The 17,669-nt window shown below is 67.2% G+C and carries 20 protein-coding genes; 12 read left to right on the top strand and 8 right to left on the bottom strand.

Annotated elements, in window-relative coordinates; genetic code table 11:
- Positions 1-33: 33 nt before the first annotated feature.
- Positions 34-981, top strand: a complete 948-nt coding sequence (locus tag ACTAQI_RS13615; RefSeq protein ID WP_457946570.1) for a polysaccharide deacetylase family protein — start codon at positions 34-36, stop codon at positions 979-981.
- 134 nt (positions 982-1,115) lie between these two features.
- Complete coding sequence (locus ACTAQI_RS13610) at positions 1,116-2,348, top strand: amidohydrolase (RefSeq protein ID WP_457946568.1); 1,233 nt, start codon at positions 1,116-1,118, stop codon at positions 2,346-2,348.
- On the opposite strand, the gene ACTAQI_RS13605 is transcribed toward ACTAQI_RS13610, so the two are convergent.
- Entirely contained in the window at positions 2,345-3,181 is an 837-nt protein-coding gene (locus ACTAQI_RS13605; RefSeq protein ID WP_457946567.1) for a helix-turn-helix transcriptional regulator, read from the bottom strand. The two genes, ACTAQI_RS13610 and ACTAQI_RS13605, sit on opposite strands and share 4 nt — an antisense overlap.
- Before the next feature lie 85 nt (positions 3,182-3,266).
- Here ACTAQI_RS13605 and ilvD point away from each other — a divergent pair, with 85 nt between their 5' ends.
- From ilvD to ACTAQI_RS13575, 6 genes are all read left to right on the top strand, one after another.
- On the top strand, positions 3,267-5,126 hold the full coding sequence (ilvD, locus tag ACTAQI_RS13600; protein ID WP_457946565.1) for a dihydroxy-acid dehydratase: 1,860 nt from the start codon (positions 3,267-3,269) through the stop codon (positions 5,124-5,126).
- Positions 5,127-5,230: 104 nt separating this feature from the next.
- Positions 5,231-6,007: a hypothetical protein gene (locus ACTAQI_RS13595; RefSeq protein ID WP_457946564.1), complete on the top strand. Its 777-nt coding sequence runs from the start codon at positions 5,231-5,233 to the stop codon at positions 6,005-6,007.
- 83 nt (positions 6,008-6,090) lie between these two features.
- The gene (locus tag ACTAQI_RS13590; RefSeq protein ID WP_457946563.1) at positions 6,091-6,909 is read left to right on the top strand and encodes an oxygenase MpaB family protein; all 819 of its coding nucleotides are present in this window, start codon (positions 6,091-6,093) and stop codon (positions 6,907-6,909) included.
- Positions 6,902-7,798 (top strand): DUF817 domain-containing protein, encoded by an 897-nt coding sequence (locus ACTAQI_RS13585; RefSeq protein WP_457946561.1) that lies wholly within the window; start codon positions 6,902-6,904, stop codon positions 7,796-7,798. Before ACTAQI_RS13590 ends, ACTAQI_RS13585 begins: the two co-directional genes overlap by 8 nt.
- A 70-nt stretch (positions 7,799-7,868) precedes the next feature.
- Positions 7,869-9,104: an MFS transporter gene (locus ACTAQI_RS13580; RefSeq protein ID WP_457946560.1), complete on the top strand. Its 1,236-nt coding sequence runs from the start codon at positions 7,869-7,871 to the stop codon at positions 9,102-9,104.
- Positions 9,105-9,149: 45 nt separating this feature from the next.
- Positions 9,150-9,545 carry a (R)-mandelonitrile lyase gene (locus ACTAQI_RS13575; RefSeq protein WP_457946559.1) on the top strand — a complete coding sequence of 132 codons (396 nt, stop codon included), beginning with the start codon at positions 9,150-9,152 and terminating at the stop codon, positions 9,543-9,545.
- A 76-nt stretch (positions 9,546-9,621) separates the two neighbouring features.
- On the opposite strand, the gene ACTAQI_RS13570 is transcribed toward ACTAQI_RS13575, so the two are convergent.
- Entirely contained in the window at positions 9,622-10,044 is a 423-nt protein-coding gene (locus ACTAQI_RS13570; protein ID WP_457946557.1) for a universal stress protein, read from the bottom strand.
- 136 nt (positions 10,045-10,180) lie between these two features.
- Here ACTAQI_RS13570 and ACTAQI_RS13565 point away from each other — a divergent pair, with 136 nt between their 5' ends.
- Both ACTAQI_RS13565 and ACTAQI_RS13560 read left to right on the top strand, forming a co-directional pair.
- Positions 10,181-10,927, top strand: coding sequence for a hypothetical protein (locus ACTAQI_RS13565; RefSeq protein WP_457946555.1), 747 nt, complete (start codon positions 10,181-10,183; stop codon positions 10,925-10,927).
- 58 nt (positions 10,928-10,985) lie between these two features.
- Complete coding sequence (locus ACTAQI_RS13560; protein WP_457946553.1) at positions 10,986-11,393, top strand: VOC family protein; 408 nt, start codon at positions 10,986-10,988, stop codon at positions 11,391-11,393.
- Positions 11,394-11,406: 13 nt separating this feature from the next.
- On the opposite strand, the gene ACTAQI_RS13555 is transcribed toward ACTAQI_RS13560, so the two are convergent.
- Positions 11,407-12,318 (bottom strand): helix-turn-helix transcriptional regulator, encoded by a 912-nt coding sequence (locus ACTAQI_RS13555; RefSeq protein ID WP_457946551.1) that lies wholly within the window; start codon positions 12,316-12,318, stop codon positions 11,407-11,409.
- A 140-nt stretch (positions 12,319-12,458) separates the two neighbouring features.
- On the opposite strand from ACTAQI_RS13555, the gene ACTAQI_RS13550 reads away from it, so the two are divergent.
- Positions 12,459-13,475, top strand: a complete 1,017-nt coding sequence (locus tag ACTAQI_RS13550) for a zinc-dependent alcohol dehydrogenase family protein (protein ID WP_457946550.1) — start codon at positions 12,459-12,461, stop codon at positions 13,473-13,475.
- Between the two features lie 154 nt (positions 13,476-13,629).
- Positions 13,630-14,670, top strand: a complete 1,041-nt coding sequence (locus ACTAQI_RS13545; RefSeq protein WP_457946549.1) for an NAD(P)-dependent alcohol dehydrogenase — start codon at positions 13,630-13,632, stop codon at positions 14,668-14,670.
- Positions 14,671-14,755: 85 nt separating this feature from the next.
- Here the strand turns inward: ACTAQI_RS13545 and ACTAQI_RS13540 are convergent, their stop codons facing one another.
- From ACTAQI_RS13540 to ACTAQI_RS13520, 5 genes are all read right to left on the bottom strand, one after another.
- Positions 14,756-15,793, bottom strand: a complete 1,038-nt coding sequence (locus tag ACTAQI_RS13540) for a nitronate monooxygenase (RefSeq protein ID WP_457946548.1) — start codon at positions 15,791-15,793, stop codon at positions 14,756-14,758.
- A 62-nt stretch (positions 15,794-15,855) separates the two neighbouring features.
- The gene (locus ACTAQI_RS13535; protein WP_457946546.1) at positions 15,856-16,167 is read right to left on the bottom strand and encodes a hypothetical protein; all 312 of its coding nucleotides are present in this window, start codon (positions 16,165-16,167) and stop codon (positions 15,856-15,858) included.
- Positions 16,164-16,745 (bottom strand): Asp23/Gls24 family envelope stress response protein, encoded by a 582-nt coding sequence (locus ACTAQI_RS13530; RefSeq protein WP_457946545.1) that lies wholly within the window; start codon positions 16,743-16,745, stop codon positions 16,164-16,166. Before ACTAQI_RS13530 ends, ACTAQI_RS13535 begins: the two co-directional genes overlap by 4 nt.
- Positions 16,742-17,326 carry an RNA polymerase sigma factor gene (locus tag ACTAQI_RS13525; protein WP_457946543.1) on the bottom strand — a complete coding sequence of 195 codons (585 nt, stop codon included), beginning with the start codon at positions 17,324-17,326 and terminating at the stop codon, positions 16,742-16,744. The genes ACTAQI_RS13530 and ACTAQI_RS13525 overlap by 4 nt, the downstream gene beginning before the upstream one ends.
- A 90-nt stretch (positions 17,327-17,416) precedes the next feature.
- The gene (locus ACTAQI_RS13520; protein ID WP_457946541.1) at positions 17,417-17,647 is read right to left on the bottom strand and encodes a CsbD family protein; all 231 of its coding nucleotides are present in this window, start codon (positions 17,645-17,647) and stop codon (positions 17,417-17,419) included.
- Positions 17,648-17,669 lie beyond the last annotated feature (22 nt).

The following is a 17,669-nucleotide window of genomic DNA, read 5'->3' as shown; positions in this document are numbered from 1 at the left end:
GCGGGCGCACCGCGCCCGCCGAAAGGATTTCCCGTGAACAAGCCCGCCATCGCGGACCCCCTGCACCCCATCACCTGGCCCAGCGGGTTCAAAGCCGCCGCGTCCTTCACCTTCGATGTGGACGCTGAGTCCTGCACCATCGCGCACAATCCCACCAGCACCAAGCGCATGTCGCTGATGAGCCACCAGTCCTACGGCCCCAAGATCGCGGTGCCCCGGCTCCTGGCCATCCTGGCCCGCCAGGACATCCAGGCCACCTTCTTCATCCCCGGCTTCACCGCCGAGTCCTACCCGGACACGGTCCGGCAAATTGTTGACGGCGGCCACGAGGTGGCACACCACGGCTACCTGCACGAACCCATGCAGGGCATCGACGCCGCCACCGAGGCGGGTTACATTGACCGCGGCCTGGAGGCGCTGGCCAAGGTGGCCGGAGTCCGGCCCGTGGGGTACCGGGCGCCGTGGTGGGAGCTGAACTGGCACTCACCGGGCCTGCTGGCGGACCGCGGCTTCCTCTACGATTCAAGCCTGCTCGACGGCGACGTCCCCTACCGCTTCGCCGTGGCCGCGGATGATCCCCGGGACATCGTGGAGATCCCCGTGGACTGGACCCTTGACGACTGGGAACAGTACGCGTTCTACCCCGGCGTCACCGGCAGCGGCGTGATCGAGAGCCCGGCCAAGGTCCTGGAAATGTGGACGCTTGAAGCCGAGGCCCACCACTCCCAGGGAAGCTGCTTTGTCCTCACCAACCACCCGTTCATCTCCGGCCGCCCGTCCAAGGCGGTGGCCCTGGAGCAGCTCATGGAGCGGGTGAAGGCAATGGACGGCATGTGGGTGACCACCATGGAGAACATCGCCCGGCACGCCAAGGCCACGGTCACCGAGGTCCACACCCACGCGCGGATCGAGGTGCCGCTATTCCCGGGCGCGGGTGCACAGTTCCAGCCGGCCATGGTGCGGCAGGGGGTGCTGGCCTAGCGTCCTTGGGCGCGGACGCGGCCGGTGGCGGGGATTCCCGCCACCGGCCGCTTTTGGTTGCCCATGGACACCATCCACCGGCGCTGCCTATGGTGGCCGGAAGGGCCGGTGCAGCCGGCCGGGAGGAGCCTTCGATGGATATTGCGAACAGCGCTGCGGACGGCATCGAACAGGAGCTGGCCTGGCAGGTCCCGCTCTACGAACAGTTCCACCGGCACCCGGAACTCGGCCTTGCCGAACACCAAACCTCCGCAGCCGTTGCGGCGCACCTGGCCGGCTGGGGTTTCGACGTCCGGCACTTCGGCGGCACCGGCGTGGTGGGCGTCCTTGCCAACGGAGCCGGCCCCGGGGTCCTGGCCCGGGCGGACATGGACGCCCTCCCGGTCACCGAGGCGACGGGGGCAAGCTACGCCTCCACCACCCCAGGCGTGATGCATGCCTGCGGGCACGACATGCATGTGGTGGCTCTGCTGGGCGCGGCGAAGTACCTGGCCGAACACCGCAACATCTGGCAAGGCACCTACATTGCCCTGTTCCAGCCGGCGGAGGAGACGGCGGCGGGCTCGCAGGCAATGCTCGACGACGGCCTGGCCGCCGGAGTCCCGCGGCCCGACGTCGCGCTGGCCCAGCACGTCATGCCCACCGAGGCGGGAACCATCGGCACCACGCCGGGCCCGGTGCTCTCGGCCGGCGACTCTGTACGGATAACCGTCCACGGCCGCGGCGCCCACGGATCCATGCCCCACAAGGCCGTGGATCCGGTGGTGCTCGCCGCCTCGATTGTCCTCCGCCTGCAGACGGTGGTGTCCCGCGAAACCATGCCAGGGGAGTTCGCGGTGCTGACCGTGGGCTCCGTGACGGCCGGGACCACGGCCAACATCATCCCGGACCGGGCCGAGCTGCTGCTCAACCTCCGCACGTACGACATGGCTTTGCGGGCGGGCATGGTGGCCGCGATCGAGCGGATTGTGCGCGGCGAGTGCGCTGCCGCCGGCTGTCCGCAGGAACCGGAGTTTGAGTACTACGACCAGTACCCGCTGACCAGCAACGACAAGGACGCCAACGCACGGGTCACTGCGGCCTTCACCACGACCTTCGGCGCGGACGCTGTCTACCGCACCGCCCCTCAGACGGCGTCAGAGGACTTCAGCCGCATCCCTGACGCATTCGGAATCCCGTACGTCTACTGGATCGTCGGCTCCGTGCCCCTGGAAACATACCGGCGGGCCGTGGCGAACGGCACGGTGGACGCGGACGTCCCAGCCAACCACTCGCCGTCGTTCCTGCCCGCCGTGGACCCCACCCTCGGCGTGGCCACCCGGGCCCAGGCAGTCGCCGCGCTCGCGTTCCTTGCGGGGACCGTTTAGCCGGTCACGGACAGCAGGGACTTCATTTGCGCCGCGGCGTCGCTGCCCGGGGCCGGCGTGTACACCACGATGTGCAGGTCCGGCCGGTCTGACGGGGACACCTGGTGGTGTTCCAGCTGGAGCACCCCCACGGCGGGGTGGTGGAAGAGGCGCTCGCGGGACTCGAAACCCAGGATGTCGTACAGGTCCCAGCCCTGCCTGAACTCGGGGCTCGCTTCCTTGAGGCGTTCCACCTGGTACTGGATGTCCGGATCGCCAAGCCGCTGCCCGGTTTCGGCGCGGAACTCGGCAAGGAACCGCTTGCTGGTGGTCTCCCAGTCCGGAAGCAGGTTCCGGACATAGGGGTCGGTGAACACCAGCCACAAGAGGTTCCGGTCTGCCGCCGGCACAGTGGCGATATTGGGGTACAGCGCCGCGTACGCCTTGTTCCAACCGGCCACGCCCCAGTCCGGGAACAGGGCGAAGGACGGGTTGGGGTCCAGCGCGTCCAGCAGGCGCTGGATGTGGGGCGGGGCAGTGTCGGCTGCCGGTCCGGCCGGCGCCGCTGACGCGTACCCGCCCAGCGACAGCACATAGCTAAGGCCGGTGCTTGAAAGATGCAGCGCGCGGCTGATGGCTTCCAGGACCTGCCGGGACGGACTGATGTCCCTGCCCTGCTCCAGCCAGGTGTACCAGGTGACGCTGACCCCGGACAGGAAGGCCACCTCCTCGCGGCGGAGCCCCCGCTCCCGGCTACGGCCCACGGGCGGCAGGCCATAGTCCGCCCGCAGCGCCTGGTCGCGGCGGGCACGGAGGAAGAGGCCAAGTTCTTTGCGGCGGCCGGGATTACTCACCCCAAAATACTATTACTCTGGTACTCCCACTACTAGTAGCAGCGCTGTCTTCCACCCAGGCCTGCGAAGCCAGAGGATGGTAAGCATGCCTGCACTCCGCTCAAAAACAGTCACCCACGGCCGCAACATGGCCGGCGCCCGCGCACTGCTGCGCGCCTCCGGCGTCGCCAACTCTGACATCGGCAAGCCGATCATCGCCGTGGCCAACTCCTTCACCGAATTTGTCCCAGGCCACACCCACCTCGCTCCCGTGGGCCGGATCGTCTCCGATGCGATCCTCGCCGCCGGCGCGGTGCCGCGCGAGTTCAACACCATCGCCGTGGATGACGGCATCGCCATGGGCCACTCCGGCATGCTCTACTCGCTGCCGTCCCGCGACCTGATCGCCGATTCCGTTGAGTACATGGTCAACGCCCACTGCGCCGACGCCCTGGTGTGCATCTCCAACTGCGACAAGATCACCCCCGGCATGCTGATGGCCGCACTGCGCCTGAACATCCCGGTGGTCTTCGTCTCCGGCGGCCCCATGGAGGCTGGCCGCGTGACCCTGACCGACGGTTCCGTGCGCTCGCTTGACCTGGTGAACGCAATCGCCGATGCCGTGGACGAGTCCATCTCCGATGCCGACATCAACCTCATCGAAGAGAACGCCTGCCCCACCTGCGGTTCCTGTTCCGGCATGTTCACGGCCAACTCCATGAACTGCCTTGCCGAGGCCATCGGCCTGGCGCTGCCCGGCAACGGCTCCGTGCTGGCCACCCACACCGCGCGCAAGGCGCTCTACGAGAAAGCCGGCCGCACCGTCGTCGAGCTCGTGAAGCGGTACTACGACGGCGACGACGAGTCCGTGCTGCCGCGTTCCATCGCCACCGCCAAGGCCTTCGACAACGCCATGGCCCTGGACATCTCCATGGGCGGCTCCACCAACACCATCCTGCACCTGCTGGCCGCGGCCCAGGAGGCGGGCGTGGACTACGGCCTGGCCGAGATGGACGCGAAGTCCCGCCAGGTGCCTTGCCTGGCCAAGGTGGCGCCGAACGTCGCCAAGGACAAGACCTACTACATGGAGGACGTGCACCGCGCCGGCGGCATTCCCGCCCTGCTGGGTGAGCTGAACCGAGGAGGCCACCTGCACAAGGACGTCCACTCCGTGCACTCCGCCGACCTGGATGGCTGGCTGGACGACTGGGACATCCGCGGCGGCAGGGCCACCGAGGAAGCGAAGGCCCTGTGGCACGCGGCCCCCGGCGGCGTCCGCTCCTCCACCGCGTTCTCCCAGTCGAACGAGTGGACATCCCTGGACACCGACGCCGCAGAAGGCTGCATCCGCTCGGTGGAGCACGCCTACTCCAAGGACGGCGGCCTGGCCGTGCTGCGCGGCAACGTCGCAGTTGACGGCGCCGTGGTGAAGACCGCCGGCGTGGACGAGTCCATCTGGACGTTCCAGGGCCCCGCCGTGGTGTGCGAGTCCCAGGACGAAGCCGTGGAAAAGATCCTGAACAAGACCATCAAGGAAGGCGACGTAGTGGTGATCCGCTACGAAGGCCCGCGCGGCGGTCCCGGCATGCAGGAAATGCTGTACCCGACGTCGTTCCTCAAGGGCCGCGGCCTGGGCAAGAAGTGCGCCCTCATCACGGACGGCCGGTTCTCCGGCGGAACCTCCGGCCTGTCGATCGGGCACATCTCCCCGGAGGCTGCCTCCGGCGGCGCCATCGCCCTGGTGGAGGACGGCGACATCATCAGCATCAACATCAGTGAGCGCTCCCTCCAGCTGGAGGTCTCCGACGAGATCCTCGCCGAACGCCGGGAGAAACTCCTGGTCAACGGCGGGTACAAGCCTAAGGACCGGGACCGCCAGGTGTCCGCGGCGCTGCGCGCCTACGCCGCGATGGCACTGTCCGCGGACAAGGGCGCCGTCCGCGACGTGTCCCTGCTGGAGCGGTAACGCTGCTTTCCCGGCGGGGGAGGGGACAGGTCCATTGGCCCTCCTCCGTCCGGGAATACCGCATCACACTTGAAGGGTCACCGTCAGGCCCAAAGGAGGGTGTGGTGCGCAGGCTCAGCAAAGCTTTCCCCGGACTGTCAATGGCCGCCGTCATCCTGTTCACGCCGGTCCTGGCCGGGTGCTCGCCGCAGGCCGGAAGTCCGGCGCCCTCGCCAACGACGTCCGGCCCTGCCAGCCCCTCCGCAACGGAAGCCGGTCAGGCAGGCGCGCCCACGCCGTCGGACGTTCCTTCCGCCTCCGGCAAGCCTCCCGCCAGTACCGCCGCGGCGGAGTGGACCACGTTTACGACGGCGGACGGCACCATGGCGTTCGACCTTCCTGCCGCCTGGCGCGTCAAGGACCCTGCGGGGGAACTGGCCGAGGGCGGCGGGGCCTTCGCCGAGGTAAGGAACAAGGCAGGCAAGGTGATGGCGACGCTGCGGACCAACATGGCCACCGGATCCACGTGCACCGAGAGATACCCCTACGAGATCCTGGACACGGTGGACATCCCGGTATTGGTCCAGGGCGGGGTGGTGCCGCAGTTCGTTTTCGAAACCCGCGGAAACGCCGCGACGCCGGGGATGTACCGCACGCCGGCTGCCGGCTATGGCATCACGTCAGGCCCGGCGGCAAGCGGCCCTGACGCCTGCCCCATCTTCCAGTTCTTCCGGTGGCCGCCGAACGCTTCCATGTTCGGCGCCTCCTACAGCCCGGAGAACAACGCAACGCCCGGCGACCCGTCGTTGCCCTATCTGGATCTGGCCCGCAAGTACCGGGAAACGGCCGAGTACTCGGACATCAAGCAGATGATTACTTCCCTGCGGCCGGTTAAGCGCTAGTTGATGCCGCGGGCAGGGGTCCGCCGGGACAAGGGGCCAAAGGCCCCGTCCCACTGTCCTGCCCCTGACGGTACCCTTTTCACATGGCGGACGGAGCGGTTGAATACGGTGCGGAAGCCATCCTGCTTGCCGGGGCCGGACGCGCCATCCTTCTGCAGCTCGCCCATCCGTCAGTAGGCCGCGGAGTTGCCGAGAACAGCACGTTCGCAGCACATCCGCTGGACAGGCTCAACAGCACGCTGACGTACGTGTACGCCATCACTTACGGCAGCGAAGAGCAGGCGAACGAGGTCCGCCGCCGGGTCAACCGCGCGCACGCACCCGTCCGCCGGGCTGCAAACCAGACCTCCAACGGTTACAGCGCCTTCGATCCCAATTTGCAGTTATGGGTGGCGGCCACGCTATACGACACGGCGAGTACCGTGATCGGGAAAATCTATGGCCCGCTCGACGACGACGCCGCCGACGCCATCTACCAGCACTACGCACGGCTCGGCACGGCCCTCCAGTTGCCGCCGGACATGTGGCCGAAAGACAGGGCAGCGTTTCGCCGCTACTGGGAAGAGCAGCTGGGCTGCCTGCGCGCAGGCGAGGCAGCGCTGCAGGTCGCAAGGGACCTGCTGCACCCCGCCAACGTCCCCTGGTGGTACCGGGGCATCATGCCCGCGGCGAGGTTCCTGACCGCCGGCCTCCTCCCAGGCCAGCTGCGGCAGGACTTCGGCCTGGACTGGAGCGGCAGGCAGGAGCGCCGCTTCCACCGCACCATGCGCATCCTTGCCCTCACCTATCCGCGGTTGCCGCAGCGGCTCCGGCATTCCTACAAGAACTACTGCCTCAACAAACTCGGCAGGGACCTGGACAGGAACCGCCAGCCTAGCCAGCGTCAGGGGATCAGTGCGTAGTTCCACACCCGTGGAGCAGCGGATCGACGAGCGCGCCCGCCGCTTCCTGGCCACAGCTCCGGCCGGGGCCGTCAAGGCAAAATTCACCGAGTTCGTCGTTTTTGGCCTCAAACAGGGCTGGGCCTGCATCTTCGGCGCGGCGCTGCTGGCGGTGCTCATGGCAGCGAGGCTCTGGTACCCGGACTCCGCGGGGCTGGCGCGCAACGACTTCCTGACCATCGCCGCCGTCGTCATCCAGATCCTGATGGTGGCGTTCAAGCTCGAAACCCTGCGGGAACTGCGGGTCATCGTCCTGTTCCACCTGGTGGGGACCGTGATGGAGCTGTTCAAGACCGACATGGGCTCCTGGTCCTACGAGGCCGAAGGCGTTCTGCGCATCAGCGCCGTGCCGCTCTTCAGCGGGTTCATGTACGCCGCCGTGGGCTCGTACATGGTGCGCGTGTACCGGCTCTTCGACCTGAAGTTCGCCGCCTACCCCCGCCGCTGGGTCACCGCCATCCTCGCCGCGGCCATCTACGCCAACTTCTTTTCCCACCACTACATCTGGGACCTGCGCTGGGTGCTGCTCGCCGCCGTCGTGCTGGTCTTTGGCCGGTGCGTGATGCACTTCCGCGTGTTCCGCCGGGAGTTCCGGATGCCGCTCGTGGTGTCCTTCCTGCTGGTGGCGCTGTTCATCTGGCTCGCCGAGAACATCGCCACGTGGTCCGGCGCCTGGCTCTACCCCAGTCAGGTGGACGGCTGGCACCCTGTGGGCCTGGAGAAACTCGTGGCCTGGTTCCTGCTGATGATCATCTCCGTGGTGTTGGTTGCCTGGGTTTACAAGCCGCAGCCGCCGGAAGCGGATAGCGGACGACGGCGGGAGGTTCCGGCGTCGTCAGTGCCGCGGTAAGGGGGGTCTGCCAAAACCCGTTTCAGCAGGGCCCTCGCTAGGGCTCCGGGAGAACGGTTTGATGGAAGGCATGGCCCCCGAAACAACCGTCACCAGCACCAGCGCGCCCCAAAAAGCAGGCGTGCAGCGCCCGGCCCACTGGGGCGGCGTCTTCGCGATGTCGCTGTGCGTCTTCGCGTTGATCGCTTCCGAATTCATGCCCGTCAGCCTGCTCACCCCGATGGCGTCCGAACTCCAGGTCTCCGAGGGGATGGTGGGGCAGGGCATTGCGATCTCCGGCCTGTTTGCCGTCCTCACCAGCCTGTCGGTGTCCACGCTCGCAGGCAGCATGAACCGCAAGACCCTGCTGCTGGGCCTGACCGCGGTGATGGCTGTCTCCGGAGCCTTGGTTGCCCTGGCACCGGGGTACCTGCTCTTCATGGTTGGCCGCGCCCTCATTGGGGTGGTGATCGGCGGGTTCTGGTCCATGTCCGCAGCTACCGCCATGCGGCTGGTGCCGGCCCACCAGGTGCCGCGTGCCCTGGCGATCTTCAATGGCGGCAATGCCCTGGCCACGGTGCTGGCGGCACCCCTGGGCAGCTACCTGGGCTCCGTCATCGGCTGGCGTGGAGCGTTCTTTTCCCTGGTTCCGGTGGCGGTGATCGCGCTGGTCTGGCAATGGATCAGCCTTCCTTCCATGAAGGTGGAAAAGCGCACGCGGGCGTCCGGGAACGTCTTCGGCATTTTTGCCGCCTTCAAAAGCCGGCCCATCGCCTGGGGGATGGCCGCCTGCGGCTCCTTCTTCATGGGCCAATTCGTCCTGTTCACCTACGTCCGCCCATTCCTGGAGACGGTGACCCGCGTCAACGTGGCCACGGTGTCCCTGGTGTTGCTGGTGATCGGTGTGGCGGGTTTTGCGGGCACCCTGCTGATTGGCCGTTTCCTCGGGAAGGGCCTGTACCGGACGCTGATCACCATTCCGGCGCTCATGGCGGTCATCGCCGCTGTCCTTGTTCCCACCGGTGGCTGGATCGCCGCCGTCGTGGTCCTCCTGGGCTTGTGGGGCCTGATGTCCACCTCTGCGCCAGTGGGCTGGTGGAGCTGGATCGCGGAAGCCATGCCGGATGATGCTGAGGCCGGTGGGGGCCTGATGGTGGCAGTTGTCCAGACCTCGATCGCTGTCGGATCAACCCTGGGGGGCGTGCTGTTCGACTCCGCCGGCTATCGCGGCGCCTTCCTGGTGGCCGCAGCGGTCCTTGCGGTGGCGTCCGTCCTCGCGTTCGTGACCTCCCGGGTCACGGCGGCCGCCACCCGCGGGACGTTATGACCTACCAACAAACTCACCAGTAACCCGAAACAGCAGGAGGAGAACATGAAGTACACCAAGAGCGGCGGGCAGACAGCAGCCGGGCCGAAGGACTGGTTCACGGGGACGGTGCAGATTGATGGCATCCGGAACCCTGATGATCAGTCAGCCATTGGGTGCGCGCACGTCCGCTTTGCCCCCGGCGCCCGCACCGCCTGGCACCACCACCCCAAGGGCCAGACCCTGTACGTGACAGACGGCGTCGGGCTGGTAGCCCGCCGCGGCGGGGACATCCAGGAGATCCGTCCCGGCGACGTGGTCTACATCGAGCCGGGGGAGGAGCACTGGCACGGGGCCACCCCGGAGCGGTTCATGGCGCATGTCGCCATGCAGGAGGCGGACGCGAACGGACAGGTTGTCACCTGGCTTGATCATGTGACCGACGAGGAATACGGCGCCTGACCGTCCCGGCCCCGGACAAGGAGAGCGGACGACGACGGGAAGTTCCGTCGTCGTCCGCTCTTCCCCTTGGGAGGGGTCAGTCCTCGTAGGTGTTGGCGATGTAGACATCGCACGGGGCGTTGTGCGCCACGCTGTTGGCGACGCTCCCCAGGAGCCGGCCGATGCCGCGCATCCTGCGGTTGCCCACCACAATCACCCGGGCGTCCAGGCGGATGGCTTCCTTGATCAGCGCATCAGCGGGCTTGCCGCGGGCAGCGAAGTGCGTGATCTCCACTCCCGGGCGCGATGCGCCCAGGGACTTTGCCACCATCTCCGAGCTGTCCGCGTTGGAGATCCGTACCTTGTCCGAGCCCACGCCGAAGGTTTCGGCGTTCTCCATTTCGAAGGCCGTCACCACATGCAGGGACGCCCCCAACGACTCCGCCAGGCCCAGCGCTACTTCTGCAGCCTTCCGTGCCGACGGGCTGGCATCCACGCCTACAACAACTACTCCACTCATTTTCTACTCCTTCATCAGTCCTGGCATACAACATCCACTGGCCAGTCTAAGGACTACCCGCCTGGAGCCCGTGTAACCGTAGACTCTGAAAGTCCGGACGGGGTGGACGGAAAACCGCGGTGGTGATGGGGGAAACATGGGAGAGCTGGTCAACCAAGCTTCACGGGACCTGACGGGCCTGCCGCCGGTCTACGTGGACGTGCCGGACAAATCGGGCATGCCGGGTGCCGGCACCACCAGGCTGCTGAACACCGGCCTTACCGAAGCTGAGGCAATGGATGCCGCAGAACCGGCGCCCGCCATGTTCGCCACCACGGGGCAGCAACGGCGGCATGCCATCCTGGGCGTCAGCTGGATCGTGCCCTGGTTGATTGCCGGCGGCCTGCTGAGCGTGTACTCCGACGCAGCGCGGTATGGCCAGGCGGAGGACGCCGGCCGGGCCCTCATATGGCTCGCTGTCCTGGTCCCGTGCGGGATCGCCTTCGGTGCCTACCGGCAGTGGAGGAACCGGCACCGCAGGAAGGATTACGAAAAGCGGCACCAGGCATGGGTGGCCCGGTTCGTGGGTAACTGGCCTCTCCGGAATCGGCTGGTGGACGTGGATGCGGTCCCGGATATCTGGCAGCGGGTCAGCACCAAGACCATGGCGGACACCTTGGAGGCAGACCGGGCGGCGATCCTGGCGCAGGGAATGCCCGCAAGGCCGCAGGCCGCCACAGTGCTGGCCGAAGCCCTGGCTGCGGTGGGCGCCTGGGCGCGGGCGCCGTGGTCGGACCCCGCCCTGTACCGTGCTGCCCAGCAGACCGTGGACCGCTTCGGCGAGCTGGCAGGACGACGGCGGGCGGACGCTGAGCCGTCCGGGCCGACGTCGAACCTTCCGTAGCCCCCGCGCCTGTGCAGCACGCGGTCACACCGAAGCTTGGTGTCTGTAGGCTGGCCGCATGACCGCACCCCAGATCTATGTCAGCTTTCCCGGCACGGCCCGTGAGGCCCTGGGCTTTTACGCGGGCGTTTTTGGCGGCGAGCTTTCCCTCCACACGAATGCGGATTTCGGCCGGACGGATGGTGCACCGGATGCCATAGCGCACGGCGAACTCAGCGGCGCCGTTGCGCTGGCGGGGTCGGATACCCCGCCGGGCGGCAAGAGCGTCCGGCTTGAAGGCGTAATGCTCTCCTTGCTCGGTACCGCCGAGCCTGCCGTTCTCCACGAGTGGTTCAACAAACTCAGTGCCGGCGGCCAGGTGGTGGACGCCCTTGCCGCCAAGCCCTGGGGCGCCTCCGACGGCCAGGTCATCGACCGTTACGGACTCCACTGGCTCATTGGCTACGAGCCCGGCGCCGACTCATAGAGCCACCTCCGAGTCAGCCCGCCGGGAACTTCTGGCTGCCTACCTTTGCCTGCGCCGTTTCCACGATGTTCTCGGTTACTGCCCAGGAGGCCAGGAGCTTGAGGGCCTCCGCCGAGGGGCTGCCGGGCGTGGCCGGATAAACGGTGAGGGTATGTCCCGGGTCCTCCTCCAGGCCCAGCACCTGGTAGTTCAGCTCGAGGAGTCCCACCACGGGATGCTGGAAGAACTTGGTCCCCGCGTAATGGCGGCGGACGTTGTGCGCTGCCCAGAGCGTGCGGAACTCGTCGCTGCGCATGGACAGTTCACCGATAAGTTCTGCAATGCCCTTGTCATGGGGATTGCGGCCGGCCTCCCGCCGCAGGATGGCCACGTTGGTGTTGGCCGCCCGGTCCCAGTCCGTGTAGAAGTTGTGCGCGCGGGGGTCAAGGAAGATGAACCGGGAATGGTTGGCCGGCCGTGACGGGTTGCGGTACATATCCGAGTACAGGGCGTAGCCCAGGGTGTTGGCGGCCACGATGTCCAGGCGGTTGTTGCCGATGAAAGCAGGCGCGTCCGTGATGGCGTCCAGGAGGTACTGCAGCTCGGGCCGGACCTTTGACGGTGCGGAACCGCCGGCGCTCGCGGCCCGCTTGCGGCCCGACGTGTTGGCCGCCCGGGCCAGGTCATAGAGGTGGTCATGCTCGGCGCGGTCCAGTTCCAGGGCGCCGGCGATGGCGTCCAGGACGCTGTCCGAAACGCCGCTGAGGTTTCCCCGTTCCAGGCGCGTGTAGTAGTCAATGCTGACGCCTGCCAGCCGCGCCACTTCCTCGCGCCGGAGCCCCGGTACGCGGCGTCGGCCGCCGTAGGGTTCGATGCCTGCCTGCTCCGGGGTGATCCGCCCACGGCGTGAGGAGAGGAACTGCCGGACCTCGGCTCGGTTATCCATAGGGAACACGTTACGACGAATGCCAGAACCGTAAGGAGGTTCTGCCAGAACCAGTTACAGCAGGGCCCTCGCTAACGGTCCGCCGGCGGGGTTTGATGGGATGGTCCGCTTTCAGCCATCACACCATTTGGAGGACCAGAATGCGCGCAGCAATCATGCACGCCCCCGGAGACGTGCGCGTCGAGGACCGGGACAGGCCCGCCATCCAGCAGCCCACAGACGCGGTCATTAAGGTTGTTGCCGCCTGCGTGTGCGGGTCCGACCTGTGGCCCTACCGCGGCGCGGATACCTTGCACGAGCCGCGGGCTATGGGCCACGAATACGTCGGGATCGTCGAGGAAACCGGCGCCGACGTCAAGAACGTCAAGCCGGGCCAGTTCGTCGTCGGATCCTTTTTTGCGTCGGACAACACCTGCGAGATCTGCCGCTCCGGCTACCAAAGCGGCTGCATCCACCGGCAGGGCGTGGGCGGCGCGCAGGCCGAGTACCTGCGCGTCCCGCTGGCGGACGGCACCCTGGTGGCCACGCCGGGAATGCCCGACGCCGACAAGGTTCCGTCGCTGCTTGCCGCCTCCGATGTCCTGGGAACAGGATGGTTTGCCGCCAAGGCGGCCGAGGTGGGACCGGGGAAGACCGTGGCTGTAGTGGGCGACGGCGCCGTGGGACTTTTGGGCGTCCTGGCCGCACAGCAGATGGGCGCCGAACGGATTATCGCCATGTCCCGCCACGCCGACCGGCAGGCCTTGGCCCGCGAATTTGGCGCCACCGACATCGTCGAGGAGCGCGGGGACGCCGGCGTGCAGAAGATCAAGGAACTCACCGGCGGCCTGGGTGCGCACTCCGTCATCGAAGCCGTGGGCACGCAGGAATCGATGCTGCAGGCCATTCATGCCACCCGTGCGGGAGGCCACGTCGGCTTTGTGGGCGTGTCCCATGATGTGGCGCTGCCCGGCCGGGACCTGTTCTACTCGCACGTCCACCTGCACGGCGGGCCCGCCCCGGTCCGGCAGTACCTGCCCGAGCTGATCGACCTGATCCTCCGTGGTGACATCAACCCCGGGAAGGTGTTCGATCTCGAACTGCCACTGGACCAGGCTGCAGAGGCGTACAAGGCCATGGACGAACGCCGCGCCATCAAGGTGCTGCTCCGCCCGTGACCGCAGTCCTGCCGTGGCCGGTCACGATGGCCGCCAAGGGTAGGACTCACAAGACCAGTTACAACAGGGCCACCTTGGCTGTGCCCATACACAGGGTTTCACCAGGCAAGCCCTTATAGCATTTAGCTATCCCCCAACAGATCACAGGAGAACCATGACTACCGTCAAGGCTTATGCATCCCCGTCCGCCACGGAGGACCTGGTGGCAACCACTATTGAGCGCCGCGAAGTGGGTCCCCATGACGTCCTGATCGACATCAAGTTCGCCGGCATCTGCCACTCGGACATCCACACCGTCCGCGGCGACTGGGGCCCGCAGCAGTATCCCCTGGTGCCCGGCCACGAAATCTCGGGCATCGTCACTGAGGTGGGCGCAGAGGTGACCAAGCACAAGGTTGGTGACCGCGTTGGTGTTGGCTGCATGGTCAACTCATGCAAGGAGTGCGTCAACTGCCAGAAGGGCGAGGAGCAGTACTGCCTTAAGGGCAACGTTGGCACGTACGGCGCCGTGGACCGTGATGGCACCATCACCCAGGGCGGCTACTCCACCCACGTTGTGGTGACCGAGGACTTCGTCGTCACCATCCCCGAGGGAATCGAGCTCGACGTCGCCGCACCGCTGCTGTGCGCCGGCATCACCACGTTCTCCCCGCTGCGGCACTGGGGTGCCGGTCCCGGCAAGAAGGTTGCCGTCGTCGGCCTCGGCGGACTTGGCCACATGGCCGTCAAGCTCGCCCACGCCATGGGCGCGGACGTGACGGTCCTGTCGCAGTCGCTGAAGAAGCAGGAAGACGGGCTGCGCCTCGGTGCCGACAGCTACTTCGCCACCAGCGATCCTGCCACCTTCGAGCAGCTCGCGGGCCAGTTCGACCTGATCATCAACACGGTCAGCGCCTCAATCGACATCAGCTCCTACCTTGGCCTGCTCAAGCTTGACGGCGCCATGGTCAACGTCGGTGCCCCCGCCGAGCCGCTTCCGGTCAACGCCTTCGCACTGATCGGCGGACGCCGTTCCTTCGCCGGTTCCATGATCGGTGGCATCCGCGAGACCCAGGAGATGCTCAACTTCTGCGCCGAGCACGGCCTGGGCGCCGAGATCGAGGTCATCCCGGCCGAGAAGATCAACGATGCCTACGAGCGCGTCCTCGCTTCGGACGTCCGGTACCGCTTCGTGATCGACACCGCCACCCTCTAAGGCACCACGCACGCGCGGCGGGCCGGCTCCGAAAGGGGCCGGCCCGCCGTCGGGCTTTAAAAAGCGGACGACGGCGGGCCAAGCCTCAGGGCCGAAGGCTCGCCAGGATTGAGGCGGCGGAGCCCTCAACAGTGTTCCGGTAGTTGATGCCGGCCCACAGGTTCAGCCAGTGCGGATCCCCTGCAACCGCTGCCGCGGCACGCAGGGGAGTGGTGAGGTGGTGGATTTCCGGGTAGCCGTAGGGGGCATCGCCATCGTGGCGGCGCATGAACTCGTTGTACAGGCCGCGGGCATTGCGGCCTGAGAAGGCACGGGTGACGGCGGTGGTGGTGAAATGCTCCGGCGACGCCAGCGCCGCCCGGTGCGCCGGCTTGGTTCCTGCTTCATCGGCCCGGAGGAACGCCGTGCCGGCCTGGACCGCCGCGGCACCCACGGCGAGCGCAGCCCGGGTGTGCCCGGAGGTGGCAATTCCGCCCGCTGCGATGAGGGGCATCTCCAGATCGGACAGTTCCCCGAGGATCCCGTGCAGGGGCATCTCGGGAGGGGCTTCGGCTGCGGAGAACGTTCCGCGGTGGCCGCCGGCTTCCGGGCCCTGGACGCACAGGGCGTCAGCGCCCCGGGTCAGTGCCTGGAGGGCCTCTTCCCGGCTGGTCACCGTGGCCATGACGTAAACCCCCCGTTTCTTCAGGGCCTCCACAACGTCTGCGCCGGGAAAATCGAACGTGAAGGACACCACAGCCGGTGCCAGGTCCAGCAGGACCTCGAGCTTCTTGTCCCAGCCATCATCGTCGTGCCGTGGCTCGCCGAGGCTGACGCCGAAGCGTTCCGCGTCCGGGGCCAGCGATTCGGTGTACTGCTGTAGGGCCGCGTGGCTGATGACAGAGGCTTGGGGGACGAACAGGTTGACCCCGAAAGGCCGGTCCGTAAGGGACCTGACTGCGTCGATCTCAGCGCGCATGGCTGCCGCGGTTTTATAACCCGCCGCAACGAAGCCCAGCCCGCCGCCTTCGCTCACGGCCGCTGCCAGCTGCGCGGTGGAGGGGCCACCCGCCATGGGCGCCTGGATGACGGGCAGCTCCAGGGACTGGAGACTGAACCGACGTGGTTTCCGTTCGCTGTTCAACTAATCCCTCCCGGGCCGGCTGCGCATACCTGACGAATGCTACGCCGTTCCGAGGTGGCGGGTCATCGTGTGGAAGCAATCCGCACCACCGTGACCTTGGCGGATACTTCCCCGGGAGTGAAATGTCTGCGGACGGCGACGGCCACGGCCCGCACCACCTCCGGCGTCCGGGCGTCCGGGCTGACGCCGATCCGGACAACGGCCTGGGCGCGGCCGCCTTCGTCCCGGATTTCCACCAGCGGCGCGGCATCAGCATTGTTCCGCTGCAGCAGCGAGGCCGCACGCCCAGGGAGGCGCTGCCATAGGTTCTGTGCGGGAAAGACTTCAGTAACGCCGTCGACCGCCATGATGGCCTGCTGCAAAGCGGTGGTCACAGTTCCTCCCGGGGAGCTTCGATGACGTCGGTGATGGTGATGTCGATCGCGGAGATGTTCAGTTCGGTATGGCGGGCCAGCGTCCCTGCCAGGTCCTGCCGCAGTGAGGCCGCGCTGGCCATAAGGGGATGGCCGAACCGGACCGCAAGGTCCAGGCGTACCGCAACAGGTTCGCCCGGAACGGTGACATCGCCTTCCAACCGGACCTTTCCGGCCACCGCCCCGGGCAGGCTGTCCGCCACTGACCGGACCAGGGCAATGACCGAACCCTCGGTTTCGGAAAGGGTGTCGGCAGGATCGTCGGAGCGCAGGGGGATGCTCCGTCCGGGCCGCAGTTCCAGCGCCAGGTTGGCCAGGATGTCCTTCATCCAGTCGTCGCTGCCGCCGCCGGCCGCTGCGATGTCGCTGGCAAAGAGCTCGTCTCCGGCCGCCGAGAGCCGCCGGAGGGAATCGAGGCCGGTTCGGCACTCCGGGCAGGAGCCCAAGTGGGGCAGGTCGGGGAATTCGCCGGTGTCCAGGTAGAGGTTCAGTTCCTCGAGCGTGTGGCCGCACTCAAACGTGTCGTCGGGCATGCTCATCGCCAACCTTCCATTTCGCGGACCAGTGTAATCCGGGCCCGGGCAAGCCGCCCCCGGACGCTGGCTGGGCTGATGTTCAGCGTCTGGGCAATCTCGTCGTAGCTCTGGCCGTTGATTTCCTTCAGGATCCAGCAGCGGCGCTGCTCTTCGGGCAGCGTACCCAGTGCAGCCTTCAGCGATTCGATGCCGGCGCCAGCCACGGCCGTTGTTTCCGGCCCGGCTCCCGCGGATACAGCGTCCAAGGGTGCGCCTTCTTCGGGACCGTCCAGGCTGGCATGGGTCCTGCGCCTGCGCAACAGGTCGATGCTCCGGCTGCCGGTGAGCCGCAGCAGCCAGCCCTTCACGGCTGCGGGCTCCCGCAGTGTGTCCAGCTGCTGCCAGGCCTGGACCAGCACCTCCTGCACCACGTCGTCCGCGTCCGCGTACGAGCCGGTCAGCCGGCGCGCGGATGCCCGCATGTGTGGACCGTAGCGGCGGGCCAGGGACTCGAATGCTGCAATATCGCCGTCGGCTGCCCTGCCGGCCAGGATGGCATCGGGGACCAGGTCCAGATGGTCCCGCACCAAGGGTGAACCTGTCACCGAATTCTGCTTTCATTTGCGGCGCGAAGGCCTGACGGGCGGCAGGCCCGCGCCGTGGAGTCGGCACAGGCCTGCCGCTGGGGCAACGGGCTACTCTTTGCTGAAGCCCTCTTTGACCTTGGCCGCGGCGTCCTTGAGGTTGCTGCCGATTCCCTTGGCAGCGTCCTTCACCTTCTCTGCCGCGTCCTGCAGCTGGGCCTGGGCCTGGTCCCGCTGCCCCTCGCGTTCCAGTTCCCCGTTGCCGGTCAGCTTTCCTGCGCCTTCCTTGGCGGCGCCGAGGTGGTTGGTGGCTGCGTTGTTGAGCTTGTCATCGAGTCCCATGGTGCTTTTCCCTTCAGTCGTT

The sequence above is a fragment of the Pseudarthrobacter sp. alpha12b genome (genome assembly GCF_054130495.1).
Note: the sequence above shows the minus strand (reverse complement) of the source record. Positions and strands in the feature narration are given on the sequence as shown.

Coding starts and splice junctions, on each gene's coding strand:
- ACTAQI_RS13555 (WP_457946551.1), bottom strand. CDS start 12,318: ATGGATAACCGAGCCGAGGTCCGGCAGTTCCTCTCCTCACGCCGTGGG.
- ACTAQI_RS13560 (WP_457946553.1), top strand. CDS start 10,986: ATGACCGCACCCCAGATCTATGTCAGCTTTCCCGGCACGGCCCGTGAG.
- ACTAQI_RS13570 (WP_457946557.1), bottom strand. CDS start 10,044: ATGAGTGGAGTAGTTGTTGTAGGCGTGGATGCCAGCCCGTCGGCACGG.
- ACTAQI_RS13530 (WP_457946545.1), bottom strand. CDS start 16,745: ATGAGCATGCCCGACGACACGTTTGAGTGCGGCCACACGCTCGAGGAA.
- ACTAQI_RS13590 (WP_457946563.1), top strand. CDS start 6,091: ATGGCGGACGGAGCGGTTGAATACGGTGCGGAAGCCATCCTGCTTGCC.
- ACTAQI_RS13610 (WP_457946568.1), top strand. CDS start 1,116: ATGGATATTGCGAACAGCGCTGCGGACGGCATCGAACAGGAGCTGGCC.
- ACTAQI_RS13545 (WP_457946549.1), top strand. CDS start 13,630: ATGACTACCGTCAAGGCTTATGCATCCCCGTCCGCCACGGAGGACCTG.
- ilvD (WP_457946565.1), top strand. CDS start 3,267: ATGCCTGCACTCCGCTCAAAAACAGTCACCCACGGCCGCAACATGGCC.
- ACTAQI_RS13580 (WP_457946560.1), top strand. CDS start 7,869: ATGGCCCCCGAAACAACCGTCACCAGCACCAGCGCGCCCCAAAAAGCA.
- ACTAQI_RS13565 (WP_457946555.1), top strand. CDS start 10,181: ATGGGAGAGCTGGTCAACCAAGCTTCACGGGACCTGACGGGCCTGCCG.
- ACTAQI_RS13550 (WP_457946550.1), top strand. CDS start 12,459: ATGCGCGCAGCAATCATGCACGCCCCCGGAGACGTGCGCGTCGAGGAC.
- ACTAQI_RS13575 (WP_457946559.1), top strand. CDS start 9,150: ATGAAGTACACCAAGAGCGGCGGGCAGACAGCAGCCGGGCCGAAGGAC.
- ACTAQI_RS13520 (WP_457946541.1), bottom strand. CDS start 17,647: ATGGGACTCGATGACAAGCTCAACAACGCAGCCACCAACCACCTCGGC.